We start from the raw sequence: 16,457 nt of genomic DNA, 5'->3' as shown, positions 1-16,457 counted from the left end.
TGATGCCCCAGCAAAATGACGGCAGCATTGACCCGGCCGTCCCCAGCTCAGGATACGCGTGATAGTCGACAACACATCCCTCATCGAGTGCCTCCAATGCGCTCAATATTCGGCCAAGCGACAAAGCGGTCAGTTCCGGCAATCGAACCGGCAGCCTCCAGATCAGAGACTTGGCCTCACACTACAGACGCCGATCAAGCACATATTGTTTCCACGGTCGCGTGACATCGGCGTGACATGCAGATCACGGCTCGAAAACTTGTCCGAAACGGGCATTGTGAGGTGTCGATTTCACCAAGGGCAACGACAGCCCATCAATGCAATGTTCTATGTATTCCATAGGGACGGGCGGCGTGCGGCCAGTATCCGACGGTGCGTGCGAGCGACCGAATGGCTTCGTCCACGACGAAAACCGCATCCCCGAGCCGTTCGATCTCGCAATCCAGTTCGTACACCTCGACTTCGTCAAGACCTTCAGTGAGCAGCAACCGCTTGCTGGCCTCGATCAGGCGCTCCGTGCGCCCGACAATATCGAGAGCGCTTCGTATGATAATGTCGAGCATGCAGTTGCCCCCGCTTGAATGACCAAGTGTCGGGCATAATCGGAATGCTGACAATCCCAAAATCTTGTCAGATGCGCGCGCGGATCGTGTCGTAGAAATCCCACACCTCACGCAGCGCCGACTGGTGGCGGCGGCGCGGCAGAGAGGCGCGCCGTCCGGCAAAGGCGAAAGCAGCCGCGACCGCAGCAACGAGAAGGAGCGTCGAGGCCGGATAGAGCTTCACCGCCGCTTCCGTCTGACCCACCGCTTTCCCGGCCCCTCTCTTTACCGATCGGGCGCCATCACGGATTTGCTGCTGGAGCGTTTCGATTTGCAATCGCAGCGCGCTCAACTCTTCGCCCAGGCCGTGATCAGGCTGCCGGGGAACGCCGACGGAGGCCGTGCTCCTGTCGATAACGGCTTTCGGCACCGGCTCGCCGATCTTGCCTCCTTCGGGGTCGAGGGTAGCCGTCTCGGTGCTCTTGCGTCGCGGCATGATCCATCTCCTTCGCAAAAGTGATCACTCTGTGCTAGTCGTCATCGAACGAGAAAACCGGCCGATAGTGGCGCTCGGCAATCAGCAAGCTCCGGTCGGGCCGGATGATGTAAGTTTCCTCGACCTGCCGTCCCCATTGATCTGTGAAGCTGTGTGGGAAAGAAGAACCCACGGGCGATTTCGTCAACTTCGTGCGTGGCTGACCATTATAGGTGATGCTGCCGGGGATAGGGGCCAGTCCAGCCGACGTGTAATATCCTTCGCCGGTCGTGCAGCCCGCCAGAACAACGGCAAAGACCAGCCAAAATCCCGTGCTCCGCTTCATAGAACCTCCAGCCGTTCCGTCCTTTGGACGTCACTTACTCCATCGCCAATGTAACAGGGGACGACGGACATTGTTCCAGAATCGGCTGGAGACGTCGCAACAAGTTGCCCAACAGCATAAGGCTCGCCTTTGAGCGTATGGGCTTGGCGTTCGAACCCGTCCTTCAAGCCCCTCAGGCGGCGACTGCAGGAATAGGCAAGCCCAGGATCTCGGCATGTCGACAAAGTTTCTCCCAAGCCGCATCGCCGACCGGCACGCCTTCTTCCAACGCCGCACGGCGCCTTCGTGCCGCGCTGTCACCCGGCATGCGGACCGGGCCATTGTTCCAGGGCGCGGAAGGGTTGCTGCGGCAAGCAGAGGCGAGAAAATCGGACTGCGCGGTAAAGGCATCCAGCCCGGCGAAAAAGGCGGGATCGATGACTTGAAGAAAGGCGCTTTGCGAAAACACGCCAGGCGGCGTGTTCGCCCGGCCCTTGCCGGAAAGCCCCTGCCCCAGCAATTCGACGATCAGCCCGAGCCCAAAACCCTTATGTCCCTTCAATTGGCCGCCAAGGGGCATCATCGTTCCGCCGCGTTCGGTCACCTCGCGCGGGTCATCGGTCGGCTCGCCAGCGGCGGTGAAAGCCCAGGCCTCGGGAAACTTCTTGCCGGCCTTCGCCAGGTTTTGCGTCATAGTCGTGGTGGTGATCGAAGCTGAGACGTCGATCAGGATCGGATCCTCCGATGTCGGGAAACCGGCCGCCATCGGGTTCGGCGTCAGTAGCGGCTTGGTGCCGCCATAGGGCGCGACACGGCTTGCCGCGGGATGCGACACCGATAGCTGCACGATCAGGCCCTGCTCGGCAACCTGCCGCATGAAGGCCGAAAGAGCGCAGGTATGATGGCAGTTTCGGATCGCCGCGGTGACGACGCCATGATCGCGTACGCGTTCGCAGGCCTGGTCGATCGCCTTGGTCAAAAGCCATGCGCCGGGCAAGGATTTGCCGTCCCAGACAAAGGCCGCGCCGCGGTCATTGACCACCTGATAGCTGCCGGATTTCGCCAGCGAACCGTCCTCCAACGCTTCGACATACCAGTTCAGCAGACTGACGCCATGCGTTTCATGGCCGATCATGTCGCCTTCCACCAGGACAGCGGCTGTGGTTTCGGCCTTGTCGGGCTCCATCCCGGCGCCGGTCAATATCTGCTCGGCGAATTGAGTGAGGGCAATGCGGTCAATCAGCGGCATAGGCATCCATCCGTCATGTCATGGAAGACGCGGGCCATCCGAAAGAGTGTGGCCCGCGCTTTAAGTCCGCAAACCAGCTTACTTGAAGCGGATCTGCGACAGCTGCAGTTCGGAATTCGTTGCGATCGTCGGCTTGAAGTCGAGACGCGGCGAAACGCGGGTGAAACCGACCATATGGAACATCGGAATATCGGCGATGATCTCGGTGTTAACCTTGGCGAAAAGCTCCTTCCAGAGTTTCGTGCGCTCGTCGCCGGTGGCTGAGGTCGCCTTGGCGATGAGTGCGTCGACCGCAGGATCCCGAACCATGGAGTGAGAGCCGTCGGCCGCGTATTTCACGAATGCGGTGAAGACGGGATCGCCGGTCGCATTGTCGTGCTGCGACTGGGTCAATGTCGGACCGGAATCGGCGACGAAAGGTGCAACGAAATAGCCGTTCCATACGGAAACGTCATACATGTCGAGCTTGACGTTCAAGCCGACGTCCTGAAGCATGGCCATCATCGCTTCCATCGCTTCGGTGGCGTTGGGATATTGCCCATTGCGGCCGATGATGCGGATCTGTTGATCGACTGGGACGCCGTCGGCTTTCGCCGCCTTGACCAATTCCTTTGCTTTTTCGGGATCATAAGGCCAGGCGGGGATATCGGCATTGTAGCCGATCGTTGTGGGTACGACGAGTTGCGTGGCGATCTTCGCCTGTTCGGGAAACAGCGTTCCAAGCATTGCCTGACGATCGATGGCGAGGTTCATCGCTTCGCGTATGCGCCGGTCGTTGAGCGGCGCTGCCCGCGTATCGATGCGCAGCGATGTCGTCTCCGAATTCGGATAGGCGAAGTCGGTTTCCTTGTTGGTGGCATCCTGCACTGATACGGCCGGAACGATATCGGCTTCACCGGCATCGACCATGGCCGCCGCGACGGCGCTATCCGAACGGAACAGATAGGTCGCCTGCTCCACCTGCGGCTTGTCCCCCCAATAGTCCGGATTGCGCTTCAGCACGATCGACTGGCCGATCTCCCATTTGTCGAAGGTATAGGGGCCGGTGCCGACCGGCTTGCGGGTAAATTCGTCTGCGGGTGTCGCTTCGGCCGATTCGACGGCCATCACCGTCATCAGCAACGGAAGAATCGGCTGCGCCGGTTTTGTCGTAATGCGGATGGTGTTGGGATCAGGCGTCTCGAAGCTGAATTCCGTGCCGCCGAAATATTTGCCGCCGGTCTCGCAGCTGAGCTTCTTATTCTTGTTGCGCTCGATCGTGAACTGGACGTCTTTGGCGGTGAACGGTTTGCCATCGTGCCATTTGACATTCGGGCGCAGCTTGAACTCCCAGGTGTCGTCGTCAATCTTCGACCATTTCGTCGCCAGGCGGGGTTTGAGGCCGCCGTTGACGTAGTCGAATTCCACCAGCATCTCGTTGACGTTTTCGGAAATGACCCGGCCGACGTCTTGGCGCGCTGCCATACAGGGCTCGACGACATCGACGGTTTCGGCAAGTACAACAGTGACGTTGCTCTTGGCACCTTCAGCGTGAGCCGAGCCGATACTCAGCCCGATCACCGCGGTTGAAAAGCAGGCAGCTACCAAATGCAGTTTCATTTCGTTCTCCTCCCATGCGCCGGCGGCGCCCCTTAAAGCAAACCTCGTCTTGTCTTTCGGTGGTCCGGCCCTCGCCTCCTCATGCGAGAGCCAATCTAATACATAAGAGCACTAATATACTAGTTGAGAAATGCGATCAAGCGCGGCGCCCGAAACACGAGCTGTCACCCGTCTGAATTCTCGTTTTTTAGCCGTGGTAAAGCGCGTCAGTCCGCGCATCTCTTCATGGGTAAGAGCCGCTCAGCGGCACACGCATTGGGCCCGCCTTTAAGCCGGCGAATGATCGCGAAGTTTCGTCGCCGCGATCGATTTGATACTCCCCGGTCTCAGTTGCGCAGATCTTGGGGCAACAGGCCGGCGGGGAAATTCTGGTAAGCGACAGGGCGCAGAAACCTGCGGATCGACATGGTCCCGACGCTGGTCGCACCAAAATTGGTCGAGGCCGGATAAGGTCCGCCATGCACCATGGAATCGACAACCTCGACGCCGGTTGGGAAGCCATTGACCAACAATCTGCCCGCCCTCCTTTCGAGGATCGGCAGCAGGTCGCGGGCAAAGCCAAGATCTGCGTCGTCCATATGAATCGTCGCTGTCAGCTGTCCCCGGAAGCTTTCCGCAAGGGTGAGCATCTCTTCCGGCGAGCCGACGCGCACGACGAGACCGAGAGAACCGAACACCTCTTCGCTGAGCGAATGATCGGCAAGCCAGGCCGAGCCATTGGTCTCGAAAAGGTTCGGGCCGGCGTCCCGGCCGGCGCTCTTTGCAGAGAGAACCGGCGCAACGGCATTGCTTGCCCGCATGCGCTCGACACCTTCGTGATACGCGGCGGCAATGCCTTTGGTCAGCATCGTCTGCGGCGCCACCTTTTCGAGAGCCGACTTGGCAGCGCCGGCGAACCTGTCCGCCGCCGGCCCGTCGACGACGACGGCAATACCGGGTTTGGTACAGAACTGGCCGGCGCCAAGCGTCAGTGAACCGGCCCAGCCTGAACCGATCGCCTCCGCCCGGGCAGCGGTCGCAGCCGGCAGTAGGAACATCGGATTGACGCTGCCGAGCTCGCCGAAAAACGGAATCGGTTCAGGGCGCTGGGCGCAAAGGTCGAAAAGCGCACGGCCGCCGGCAAGCGACCCGGTAAAGCCGACCGCTTTGATAGCGGGATGCGTCACCAGAGCCGTTCCGACATCACGGCGCCCGCCCTGAATCAGGCTGAAGACGCCAGCCGGCATGCCGGTGCGCTCGATCGCAGCCGCGATCGCCTCGGCAATGATCTCACCGGTGCCGGGATGGGCTGAATGTCCCTTGACCACGACAGGGCAGCCGGCGGCAAGCGCGGCTGCCGTGTCGCCGCCGGCCGTCGAGAATGCCAGCGGAAAATTCGAGGCGCCGAAAACGGCGACCGGGCCGATCGGCCGCTGCACCAGGCGGATTTCAGGCCGCGGCGCCGGCTGCCGGTCGGGCTGCGCCGCATCGGTGCGAGCATCAAGATGTGCGCCTTTGCGAATATGCTCGGCAAACAGCTTGAGCTGGCCGGTGGTGCGGGCGCGCTCACCGTTGAGCCGGCCCTCGGGGAGCCCGGTTTCCTCGGTTCCGATCAGGGTGACCGCCGCGCCGCGCCTGTCGATTTCCTCGGCGACGGTCTCGAGGAAAATGGCGCGCTCCTCGCATGTCTTTGCGGAAAACGCCGCGAATGCGGCTTCGGCGGCGCGGCAGGCGCGGTCGACCAATTCCGTGGTGCCGACGGCGAAATCATGGGCCGGGCCGTGTGCCGGCTCGGAGCGAAAGGTCGTCGTTCCGGCAATCCACTCGCCAGCGATCAGATGCCTGCCTGAAGGGGTCCAGCTCATTGTTATCTCCTTGGCGGAGCCTCGCTCCGTCCATGTGCGGTGATTGCGCAAGATGCGCCGCGTAGAACATGATGCCGAAAAGTGTGCACGGTTTTCGGGCCTGATATCATCCTGTTCTAGCGGCCGTTCACCTTCCGCCATTCGGCAAAGAGTGTCAGATTGCTTTCATCGGTGGCCGGGTAGAGACCGATGATCGTATGCCCCTGCTTGACGCGCTCGGTGACGAAATCCTCGTAGGCGGTCATCTCCACCGCTTCGTCGGCGATCTCGTCGGCGATCTCGGCCGGAATGACGATCACGCTGTCGTCGTCGCCAACCATGATGTCGCCCGGGAAGACCGCCACATCGCCACAGCCTATCGGCACATTGATGTCGATTGCCTCGTGCAGCGTCAGGTTCGTCGGGCTGGAGGGACGGTTGTGATAGGCGGGGATATCAAGGCCACCGATCGTCATGGCGTCCCGGAAGCCGCCATCGGTGACGACGCCGGCGCCGCCGCGCATCATCAGACGAGTAATTAGGATGTCGCCGGCAGAGGCTGCGCGCGGATCCTTGCGGCTGTCCATCACCAGAACATGGCCGTCCGGGCAGGTCTCGATGGCAAGCCGCTGCGGGTGTTTCGGGTTCCGAAACACGTTCATCGCATTGCGGTCCTCGCGCGCCGGCATGTAACGCAGGGTGAAGGCCGGTCCCACCATATTGCGGCCCTTCGGCTGCACCGGCCGGACATCCTGGATCGTCTGATTTCTCAGGCCACGCTTGAACAGCGCCGAGCAGAGCGTCGCGACCGAAACACCCATCAGTTTTTCACGGGTTGCGGGGTTCATATTTCCTTCTCCTCGTTCGAATTCAGCTGCCGAAGCTGCGCGTTTCCACGGTCCAGTCGCGGGCTTTGCCCGTCAGGCTGCAACCAAGCCCCGGACGGGCGGGCACGATCATCCGGCCATCCCTGATATCGAGCTGTTCGTTGAACAGTGGCGCAAGCCAATCGAAATGCTCCACCCACGGTTCGTGCGCATAGGCGGCCGCCAGGTGCAGATGGATTTCCATGGCGAAATGCGGCGCCAGCCGCATGCGTTTCGCCTCGGCTTGCGTGCAGATGCGCAGAAAGGGCGTGATGCCACCGACCCGCGGGGCATCCGGCTGAATGAAGTCGACCGCATCGGCACGGATCAGGGCCATATGTTCGTCGGCGCTTGCCAGCATCTCGCCGGTAGCGATCGGCGTGGCCAGTTCGCGCGCCAGTGCCGCATGGCCCTCGGCGTCATAGGCATCGAGCGGCTCTTCGATCCATTCGAGATTGAGCGGTTCGACCAGCCGGCCGAAACGCAAGGCCGTGGTGCGGTCCCATTGCTGGTTTGCATCGACCATCAGCGGGACACGGCCATCGATATGGCTGGTCACCGCATCGAGCCGGCGAAGGTCGATCATCGGGTCCGGCTGTCCGACCTTGATCTTGATGCCGCCGATACCGGAAGCGATCGAATGGTCGATGGCGTTGCGGATTTCCTCGACGGTCGATGACAGGAAGCCGCCGGAGGTGTTGTAGCAGGCAACACTGTCGCGATGGGCGCCAAGCAGTTTTGCGAGCGGCAGGCCGGCGCGTTTCGCCTTCAGGTCCCAGAGGCAGATATCCATGGCGGCAATGGCCTGCGTCGCAATGCCGGAACGGCCGACCGAGGCGCCAGCCCAGCAGAGCTTGTCCCATATCCGCGCTGTATCGTTGGGGTCCTCGCCTATCAGATTGTCGGCAATCTCGCAGGCATGTGCATAAAGCGCTGGCCCGCCTGCCCGCTTCGAATAACTGAAGCCAAGGCCGCTATGACCCGCTTCGGAGAGGATCTCGCAAAACAGAAACGCAACCTCCGTCAACGGCTTCTGCCGGCCGGTCAAAACCTTGGCGTCGCTGATCGGCCGCGCCAACGGCAGATAGGCGAGCGACAGGGTGACCGATCGGATGGCGTCCAGCTTGGCCGGGCCGGCCGCAAAACCAGCCTTGGGCGGTTGCGCGGGGATCGTGCGTCGATTGGGATCAAACATCGTGGTGCCTCAGTTGATAGCCGGTTCGGGAGTCTTGCCACCGAATTCCGTCGTCAGGAAGTCGAAGTCGCAGCCTTTGTCGGCTTGCTCGATATGCTTGGAGAACATAAAGCCGTAACCGCGCTCGTAGTGTCGCGTCGGCGCCACCCAGGCGGCGCGGCGGGCTGCGATCTCCTCTTCCGAAACCAGCATATTGAGGCTGCGCGCCGGAATGTCGAGTTCGACCATATCGCCCGTTTTCAGCAACGCCAGCGGCCCGCCGATGTAGGATTCCGGCGCGGCGTGCAGCACACAGGCGCCGAAACTGGTTCCGGACATCCGGGCATCGGAGATGCGCACCATGTCGCGCAGGCCGAGCTTCAACAGTGCCTTCGGCATCGGGATCATGCCCCATTCCGGCATGCCCGGTCCGCCCTGGGGCCGGCATTGCGGAGCACGAGAACCGTGTCCGGCGTCAGCGGATAGTCGGGATCGTCGATGATCTTCTTCATCTCAGCATAGCTGTCGGCGACCAGCGCCGGGCCGCGATGGCGATGGAATTTCGGGTCGCAGGCCGCCGGTTTGATGACCGCGCCGTCGGGACACAGGTTCCCCTTGAGCACGGCCAGGGAACCTTCGTGATAGACCGGGTTAGACAGTGGCCGGATAACGTCGTCATTGTAGATCTTCACCTGGTCCAGACCATCCACCAAGGGTTTTCCCGTCACGGTGATCGCGGTGGGATCCAGCTTGTCGCCGAGCTGCTTCATCAGCGCACGCAAGCCACCCGCATAGAAGAAATCCTCCATCAGGTAGGTCGAACCGGAAGGACGGATGTTGGCGAGAACCGGCGTCGTGCGACCGATGCGATCGAGATCATCGAGCTCCAGCGGGACGCCGGCGCGCCGCGCCATGGCGATCAGGTGAATGATGGCATTGGTGGAGCAGCCGGTCGCCATGGCGACCGTGACTGCGTTGTCGACGGCCGCGGAAGTGATGATCTGGTCCGGCGTCAGATCCTCCCACACCATATCGACAATGCGGCGGCCGCAGGCCGCCGACATGCGCTGGTGGTTGGCGTCGGCTGCCGGGATCGAGGATGCGCCCGGCAGCGTCAATCCCATAGCCTCTGCGATCGCCGTCATCGTCGACGCCGTGCCCATGGTCATGCAATGGCCATAGCTGCGGGCGATTCCGCCTTCGATGCCCTGCCACTCCTCCTGGGTGATCGTGCCGGCACGGCGCTCATCCCAGTATTTGAAGCCGTCGGTACCGGAGCCTAGCGTCTTGCCGGCATAGTTGCCGCGAAGCATTGGGCCGGCGGGCAGATAAATGAACGGAATGCCCATGCTGGTTGCGCCCATGACAAGGCCGGGTGTCGTCTTGTCGCAGCCACCCATCAGAACGGCGCCATCGACAGGATGGCTGCGCAGCAGCTCCTCGGTCTCCATCGCCAGCATATTGCGGTAGAGCATCGTGGTCGGCTTGACGAAGTTTTCGGAAAGGGAAAGAGCAGGCAGCTCCATGGGGAACCCACCCGACTGAAGAATTCCGCGCTTCACCCACTCGGCGCGTTCACGGAAATGCATGTGGCACGGCTGGGCATCGGACCAGGTGTTGATCACGGCGATGATCGGCTTTCCCTGCCAGTCCTCCGGTGCGTAACCCATCTGCATGGTCCGCGACCGGTGGCCGAACGAGCGCTGATCGTCCGGCAGCATCCAACGGGCCGACCGCAATTGCTCGTAGGTTTTTCTTGCGGCCACGGCTCTCTCCCACACTTTCGCTTGCTTATCTCAGCGCTTGCACCAACTGATATTTTAGTTTGACATATATATCAATGGAAAGTTTGCGTTCTTGTGCATTAGGTCGTGCAAAGCTATGAATGGACTGAAAAGGATGCCTCACCATGAATTCCCAGTTCGCCTCCACATTCGGCCTGACTGCACCCGGTTTTCCGGTCGTCGCCGGCAGTACGGTCCAGCGGGTCTATGATGATCTGCGAAAGCGCATCATCACCATTCAGCTACCGCCAGACACCACGTTGTCGCGCACCGAGCTTACGGAGACTTATGAAGTCAGCCAGACTCCCATCAGGGACGCATTGCAGCTTCTCAAACAGGAGGGTCTGGTTCGCATTTATCCGCAATCCCGCACTGTGGTGACCAGGATCGACGTCCTGCAAATTTACGAGGCACATTTCCTTCGCGTGGCGCTGGAAACGGAGGTTTGCCGCCGCCTCGCAACCGATCCGGATCCGGATCCGAGCGTCATTACCCGCGCCCGGTCGATCATCAAGATGCAGTCGGCAGTCGCTGACGACGCCGATCAGATCGCGATCTTCCAGGAGCTCGACGAACTCTTTCACCAGACGTTGTTCGCAGGCGCCAAGCGCAGCAGCCTCCACCAATTGATACGCGAGCGGTCCGGTCATCTCGAGCGCATTCGTCGTCTGCATCTGCCCGAAAAGGGCAAGATCGCGAGCATTCTCGATGGGCACCACGCCATCATCGATGCGATCGCCGCTCGCGACGAACAGGGCGCGGTCGATGCGATCCGCGAGCATCTCAGCCGCACCGTCGCAAAAGTGGAAGACATGCGGAAGGAGTTCCCGGACTATTTCGTCTGATCTGCCGCGCCGCGGGTTTTGCCGAAGTCAATTGACCGGCGTCAGCAGCGGCCTGCCTGCAAAGAAGGCGGCAAGGTTGTCGACCGTCAATTGCGCCATCCTGTCGCGCGTTTCCTCGGTACCGCTTGCATGGTGGGGATAGAGCACAACATTATCGAGTGCTGCGAAGCGCGGATCTGGATTGGGTTCGTTGAGGTAGACATCGATGCCGGCCGAGGCGATCCGCCTTTCCTGCAAGGCCTTGATCAAGGCCGGCTCGTCGACCACGGTGCCGCGGGCAATGTTGATGAAGCTGCCCGTCGGCCCGAGCGCATTCAGCACGTCCGCCGATATCAGTCCTTCGGTCGAGGGTCCGCCAGGGGTCGCGACGATCAGGATATCAGCCCAGTCCGCCAGTTTTACCGGTGCGTCGAAATAGGCAAAATCGTTGCCGGCCTTCTTCGTCCTCCCATAATAGCCGACCGTTAGCCCGACAGCTTCGCATCGCTTGGCAATCGCCATCCCGATGCGGCCGAGGCCGACGATCCCGGCCTTCTTACCCGACGTCGATGTCGTCAGCGGCATCATGCCCTTCTTCCCCCAATCGCCGGAGCGCACATAGCGATCGCCTTCCGGCAGGCGCCGGCGTGCCGCCAGCATCAGAAGCAGTGCCATGTCGGCAACGTCGTCGCAAAGCACCTCGGATGTGTTGGTGAGCTTGATGCCGCGCCGTGTCATCGCCTCGACGTCCATCTGGTCGTAGCCAGCCGAGGAACAGGCGGCGAGCTTTAATGCCGGCAATTTCGAAAGCAGGGCTTCGTCGATCGTCACATGGCCGTTGCAGACCAGTGCGGAAGAGACCGGGCCTGCTTTCCGCAGGAGAGCATCCCGCTCTTCGCCTTTGACAAGATCCAGCCGGTGCAGCGTGTAGGTCTCTTCCAGCATCGCCATCTGATGGGGCCGGAGCGGATAGGCGACGATGACATCGGGCTTCATGCGGAAACGAGTCCTTCCTGTAGTTGGCGGGCGGCGCGTCGGGTGGCCTGGATTTCTGGATCGGGATCGAGGCTCGCGGCAAGAAGCGCCTGCGTGTAAGGGTGGGAGGGCGCGTTGAAGATCTGTTCCACCGGACCCTCCTCGACAATCTCGCCAGCCTTCATGACGATGACGCGATCGGCGAAATCGCGAACCACCGGCAGGTCGTGTGCGATGAAGAGGTAGGACAGGCCGAATTCGCGACGCAGGCCCTCAAGCAAGGCAATCACCTGCGCCTGGATCGACACGTCGAGCGCCGAAACCGCCTCGTCACAGATGATCAGCTTCGGCTCCATCGCGAGCGCACGGGCAATCGCGATGCGCTGGCGCTGGCCGCCGGAAAACTGATGTGGATACCGGTCGGCCATATCCGGTTTCAGGCCAACCTTGACCAGCAACTCGGCCACCCTCTCCTTCCATCTCGCTTTCGGCAGGATATCCGGGTGAATGACCCAGGCCTCGGAAATCAACCGGAACACGCTCATCCGTGGGTTGAGTGATTGCGTCGGGTCCTGAAAGACCATCTGCAAATCGCGACGCAGCCCGAATATTTCTCTAGGGGTCATCGCAAGCAGATCGTTTCCGCGGTAGAGGACCTTTCCCTCCTGCGGATCGTCGAGGCGAACGATCGCCCGGGCAAGAGTTGACTTGCCGGAACCGCTCTCGCCGACGACGGCAACCGTCTCGCCGGGCATGATGACGAAGTCCACGCCCTTCAGCGCCTGAAATGCGCCAAAACTCTTCTTCAAGCCGATGGCGCGCAGCAGCGGTTCGCCCTGCCGGTCACGCTCTTGCGCCATCGCACCCTTCCCGGGTGCGGCGGCAATCAGCTTCTTCGTATAGGCGTTCTGCGGGTTGCGATAGACTTCGGCCGCATTGCCGGTTTCGACGACGCAGCCGGAATTCATCACCACGACCCGGTCGGCGATCTCGGCAACGACGCCCAAATCGTGAGTGATCAGCAACAGGCCCATTCCGGTTTCCTGCTGCAACTCCTGTAGAAGTTCGAGCACCTGCGCCTGCACCGTAACATCAAGCGCGGTGGTGGGTTCATCCGCGATCAGAATATCGGGCTTGCAGGCGATTGCCATGGCGATCATCAGGCGCTGCCGCTGTCCGCCGGAGAACTGGAATGGATATTTCCGCATTGCCGCCTGCGGATCGCTTATCCCGACGCGCCCGATTAATTCGAGCGCCCTCGCGCCGGCGCGTTCCGCCGACTGGCCATGCGTCGTCATCATCTCGGTGATTTGCCAGCCGATCGGATAGACCGGATTGAGGTGGGCGAGTGGGTCTTGAAAGATCATGGCGATCTTGGCGCCGTTGATCGTCCGCCGCTCCTCGGTCGTCATTTTCAGCATGTCGCGGCCGTTGAGGAGAATGGTGCCGCTGGTGATCTTGCCGGGTGGCATGTCGATCAGGTTCATGATCGCCGACGCGGAGACAGACTTGCCCGAACCACTTTCCCCAAGGATCGCCAGGGTCTCGCCGCGATCGAGATGCCAGCTGACATCCTGCACCGCCTTGACGGTCCCGCTGGCGGTGTGGAACTCGACCGAAAGGTTACGAACGTCCAGAAGATGTTCAGCCATTTTTCTTGCCTCTCATTTCCCGGCCTCTCATTTCAAGCCGCCAGCGTTGCGTCGGATCGAGCGCGATGCGCAGCCAGTTCGACAGAAGATTGAGCGACAGCGTCGTCAGGATGATTGCAAGGCCGGGCCAGAAAGACAGCCACCAGGCATTGGTGAGATAGGGCCGCCCTTGAGCAACCATCAGACCCCAGGTGATCTCAGGCGCCTGAATGCCGATCCCCAGGAACGACAGCGAGGATTCCGCCAGCATGACGAAGGCGAAATCAAGCGTGGCGATGGTCACCAGCGTCGGAAAGATCACCGGCAGGATGTGTTGGAACACAATGCGCCGGTTCGATGCCCCCATGACCTGGGCCGCCTGCACAAACATCCGCTCGCGCACCTCAAGCACTTCGGCGCGGGCGGTGCGCAGATAGATGGGGATCCGGGTAATCGCCAGGACGAGGACGATATTGGTGACCGAGGGTTCGAGCATATAGAGCACGATCACCGCCAGAAGCAGCGACGGAAAGGACATGATGACGTCGCCGAGGCGCATGATCCATTGAGCGGCGGAAGAGCGGCTGTAACCGGCCACCAGACCGAGCGCCGTGCCGACGACGGAGGATGCAAGCACCGCCGCCGCGGCAACCAGCATGGTGTTTTGCGCCGCCACGACGACGCGGGCCAAAAGCGGCCTGCCTAGCGCATCGGCGCCAAGGATGTAAAGCCATCCGCGGGTGATATCGAAGGGCGGCGCGTTTCGGCCCCGCAGGTTCTGCTTGGTGGCGATGCCCTCCAGCAGAAACGGGCCGAACATCGCACAGAGAAGAACGATCAGTAGGAATAGAGCGGCGAAGAAGGCCAGCTTGTCCGCCCACAGCATGGTCAGCCAGCGGCCGATCGGGCCACTCGGTTTTTTCTCGACGAGGATTTCTGTGTCGGTCATCGCCATCGCTCAATACCGGATGCGCGGATCGAGCAGCACATAGGCAATGTCGATCAACAGGTTCATGATGAAGATCGCCAATGCCGAGACCATGATGACGGCCAACACGACGGCGAAATCGCGAAGCAGGATGGAATCGATCATCAGCTTGCCGATTCCCGGAAAACCAAACACCGTCTCGACGACGACGGCACCGTTCAAGATAGCGGCGGCCTGGTCGCCGATGACGGTGATCACCGGCAGCATGGCGTTGCGCAATCCGTGAACGAAGATGATCGAGTTGGAACGGACGCCCTTGGCGCGCGCCGTCTTCACGTAGGCGGAAGACAGAACGCTGATCATCGAGCCGCGCACCACCTGCAGAATCAGGCCAAAGGGCCGGATGAACAGCACGCTGACCGGCAGGACCCAGTGCCAGAAGGTTCCCGTTCCGGATGTCGGCAGGACATGAAGTTTGACGGCGAAAATGACGATCGCCACGATGGCAAGCCAGAAATCCGGGGCCGCAGCACCGATCAGCGAGAAGAAGGTGGCAAGACGATCGAAGACACCGCCGACGCGAAACGCCGCGAGCGAACCGATGACGATCGCGGCGACTGTGACCAGCGCCATGGTGATGACAGCCAGCCAGAAGGTCCAGACGAAGGCCTCCAGCACGACGTCCATGGCAGGACGAGCCTGCCGCAGCGACTGACCGAAGTTGCCCTGCGCGAGATCCGCGACATAACGGCCGAACTGGATGATCAACGGTTCATTGAACCCGTTCATTTCGCGGAATTGCTGGCGCATTTCCGTGGTCGCATCAATCGGCAGGTAGAGATCGGTCGGATCGCCGGTCAGCCGGGACAGGAAGAACACGATGACGATAAGCACCACGAGCGACACGCCGCTGGCGATCGCGCGTTTGCCGATGAAACTCTTCATGCCACTCCTCCCGAGTGAAACCCATAGGGACCGTTCGCCTGGTCTTCGCGTGTCCGCCGTCAGTTCCCTGTCGACAAGCGGAAACTGAAATATTAGTGTATCTAGAATTTTTGTGAACCCCCTTTCTCAAATTCATCAGCTCTTATCGACCGGCGGCTTCCGTCTCCAAGCGATATCGCCCGTGCCGATGATGGTTGCCCCAATGATGACCGCCGCGCCGATCCAGGTCTGGGGCGCAGGAATTTCCGAGAAAAACAAAAAGGCCATCAGCGCGACCATGGGCAGCCGGAGAAAGTCGAGCGGCGCCAGAACGCTTGCAGCCGCCATGCCGAAGGCGCGGGTGATCAGCGTCATGTTAAATGCCCCGAGTGCCCCTTGCATGGCGAGCAGCCCGAGTTGGCTCCAACTCGGCATCGACCAAACAGGCAGCATGACAATCAGGCCGAGCGGCACCGTCGTGATCAGGTTCCATGCAACCAGCCGGTCCGCGCTGTCCCTCAACGCCATTCGCCGCAGCATCAACTGGCTGGCCGCCGTCAAGACCGCTCCCGCCAGCGCAAAAAGCAGCCATTGGTCGAAAGCGGACGCTCCAGGGCGAATGATGATCATGACGCCGATAAAGCCTGCCACGATGCCAGCGACGCTGGAAACGCCGACACGTTCCTTGAGTACGAGCCACGCACCGAGAACGAGAAACATCGGCATGGTGAAATTGATCGCTGTGGCATCGGCCAATGGCGCATGCGCAAAGGCGATGAACAAAGCAACCAGCGAGGCAAGCTTCAGACCCGCACGCACGACATGCAGGACCCGGTAGGGAGAGGCTCTCAGACCAACGCGAGACACGATCCACGGCGAGACGGCTAGGAGCCCGAAAAACGATCGGAAAAAGCCGATCATCAATGGATGTACACCGCCGGCCAGCGAGCGCACGATGATTGCGTCGAGACTGTTTAACAAGGCGGCCGCCACCATCATGCAGACGGCAAGGCCTGTGCGACCGGGCTGCATTCCATTTCTCCTGATCGACGAGTGCAGCCCATGCCATATCGGTCGTTCGATACCGCAAGCGCGCTGACCAGCATCTGCAGCCACGGTCTTATCGCGATCCGCCAGCGGCCGTCCACACTAAAATACAAATATATTAGTTTTAAAAAATGCGGGCTGAGCGGCTTCACGTGACAACGGAATTACAGGGTTGCAAGAATCGAGGGAATACACTCTACGTCTGAGAATGAGCCGCAAAACGACCCGTGCTGGAGAAAATCACGCCGTCCCTCCTCTCGGGAAGGCCGGCTATATCTCCTCGGCCCGACA

At 61.0% G+C, this 16,457-nt stretch carries 14 protein-coding genes and 1 pseudogene; 1 reads left to right on the top strand and 14 read right to left on the bottom strand.

Annotated elements, in window-relative coordinates:
- Nucleotides 1-314: 314 nt before the first annotated feature.
- The 9 genes and pseudogenes from MF410_RS29150 to araD all read right to left on the bottom strand — a co-directional run bounded on the left by MF410_RS29150 (nucleotide 315) and on the right by araD (nucleotide 9,819).
- On the bottom strand, nucleotides 315-563 hold the full coding sequence (locus MF410_RS29150) for a hypothetical protein (protein WP_097628041.1): 249 nt from the start codon (nucleotides 561-563) through the stop codon (nucleotides 315-317).
- A gap of 67 nt (nucleotides 564-630) precedes the next feature.
- Nucleotides 631-1,038, bottom strand: coding sequence for a hypothetical protein (locus MF410_RS29145; RefSeq protein WP_097628042.1), 408 nt, complete (start codon nucleotides 1,036-1,038; stop codon nucleotides 631-633).
- Nucleotides 1,039-1,072: 34 nt separating this feature from the next.
- Nucleotides 1,073-1,363 carry a hypothetical protein gene (locus MF410_RS29140; RefSeq protein WP_097628043.1) on the bottom strand — a complete coding sequence of 97 codons (291 nt, stop codon included), beginning with the start codon at nucleotides 1,361-1,363 and terminating at the stop codon, nucleotides 1,073-1,075.
- Nucleotides 1,364-1,535: 172 nt separating this feature from the next.
- Nucleotides 1,536-2,597: an Ldh family oxidoreductase gene (locus MF410_RS29135; protein WP_183779670.1), complete on the bottom strand. Its 1,062-nt coding sequence runs from the start codon at nucleotides 2,595-2,597 to the stop codon at nucleotides 1,536-1,538.
- Between the two features lie 72 nt (nucleotides 2,598-2,669).
- Nucleotides 2,670-4,190, bottom strand: a complete 1,521-nt coding sequence (locus MF410_RS29130) for an ABC transporter substrate-binding protein (protein WP_097628045.1) — start codon at nucleotides 4,188-4,190, stop codon at nucleotides 2,670-2,672.
- A gap of 326 nt (nucleotides 4,191-4,516) precedes the next feature.
- Nucleotides 4,517-6,034 carry an aldehyde dehydrogenase (NADP(+)) gene (locus MF410_RS29125; RefSeq protein WP_097628046.1) on the bottom strand — a complete coding sequence of 506 codons (1,518 nt, stop codon included), beginning with the start codon at nucleotides 6,032-6,034 and terminating at the stop codon, nucleotides 4,517-4,519.
- Nucleotides 6,035-6,150: 116 nt separating this feature from the next.
- The gene (locus MF410_RS29120; RefSeq protein ID WP_097628047.1) at nucleotides 6,151-6,861 is read right to left on the bottom strand and encodes a ribonuclease activity regulator RraA; all 711 of its coding nucleotides are present in this window, start codon (nucleotides 6,859-6,861) and stop codon (nucleotides 6,151-6,153) included.
- Between the two features lie 22 nt (nucleotides 6,862-6,883).
- Nucleotides 6,884-8,074 carry a mandelate racemase/muconate lactonizing enzyme family protein gene (locus MF410_RS29115; RefSeq protein WP_097628048.1) on the bottom strand — a complete coding sequence of 397 codons (1,191 nt, stop codon included), beginning with the start codon at nucleotides 8,072-8,074 and terminating at the stop codon, nucleotides 6,884-6,886.
- Nucleotides 8,075-8,083: 9 nt separating this feature from the next.
- A pseudogene (gene araD / locus MF410_RS29110) lies at nucleotides 8,084-9,819 on the bottom strand (L-arabinonate dehydratase).
- Nucleotides 9,820-9,962: 143 nt separating this feature from the next.
- Here araD and MF410_RS29105 point away from each other — a divergent pair.
- Nucleotides 9,963-10,682: a GntR family transcriptional regulator gene (locus tag MF410_RS29105; protein ID WP_018245653.1), complete on the top strand. Its 720-nt coding sequence runs from the start codon at nucleotides 9,963-9,965 to the stop codon at nucleotides 10,680-10,682.
- A gap of 27 nt (nucleotides 10,683-10,709) precedes the next feature.
- Here MF410_RS29105 and MF410_RS29100 read toward each other — a convergent pair whose 3' ends face one another.
- The 5 genes from MF410_RS29100 to MF410_RS29080 form a co-directional block, all read right to left on the bottom strand.
- Nucleotides 10,710-11,657 carry a 2-hydroxyacid dehydrogenase gene (locus MF410_RS29100; RefSeq protein WP_097628050.1) on the bottom strand — a complete coding sequence of 316 codons (948 nt, stop codon included), beginning with the start codon at nucleotides 11,655-11,657 and terminating at the stop codon, nucleotides 10,710-10,712.
- The gene (locus tag MF410_RS29095) at nucleotides 11,654-13,288 is read right to left on the bottom strand and encodes an ABC transporter ATP-binding protein (protein ID WP_097628051.1); all 1,635 of its coding nucleotides are present in this window, start codon (nucleotides 13,286-13,288) and stop codon (nucleotides 11,654-11,656) included. Before MF410_RS29095 ends, MF410_RS29100 begins: the two co-directional genes overlap by 4 nt.
- On the bottom strand, nucleotides 13,281-14,222 hold the full coding sequence (locus MF410_RS29090) for an ABC transporter permease (RefSeq protein WP_179867149.1): 942 nt from the start codon (nucleotides 14,220-14,222) through the stop codon (nucleotides 13,281-13,283). The genes MF410_RS29095 and MF410_RS29090 overlap by 8 nt, the downstream gene beginning before the upstream one ends.
- A gap of 3 nt (nucleotides 14,223-14,225) precedes the next feature.
- Nucleotides 14,226-15,140, bottom strand: coding sequence for an ABC transporter permease (locus MF410_RS29085; protein WP_097628053.1), 915 nt, complete (start codon nucleotides 15,138-15,140; stop codon nucleotides 14,226-14,228).
- Nucleotides 15,141-15,275: 135 nt separating this feature from the next.
- The gene (locus MF410_RS29080; protein ID WP_097628054.1) at nucleotides 15,276-16,151 is read right to left on the bottom strand and encodes a DMT family transporter; all 876 of its coding nucleotides are present in this window, start codon (nucleotides 16,149-16,151) and stop codon (nucleotides 15,276-15,278) included.
- Nucleotides 16,152-16,457: the final 306 nt, after the last annotated feature.

It is taken from the genome of Rhizobium sp. C104, from assembly GCF_022354505.1.
Classification (GTDB): Bacteria; Pseudomonadota; Alphaproteobacteria; order Rhizobiales; family Rhizobiaceae; genus Rhizobium; species Rhizobium redzepovicii.
This window is presented reverse-complemented; position numbering and strand designations above follow the sequence as displayed.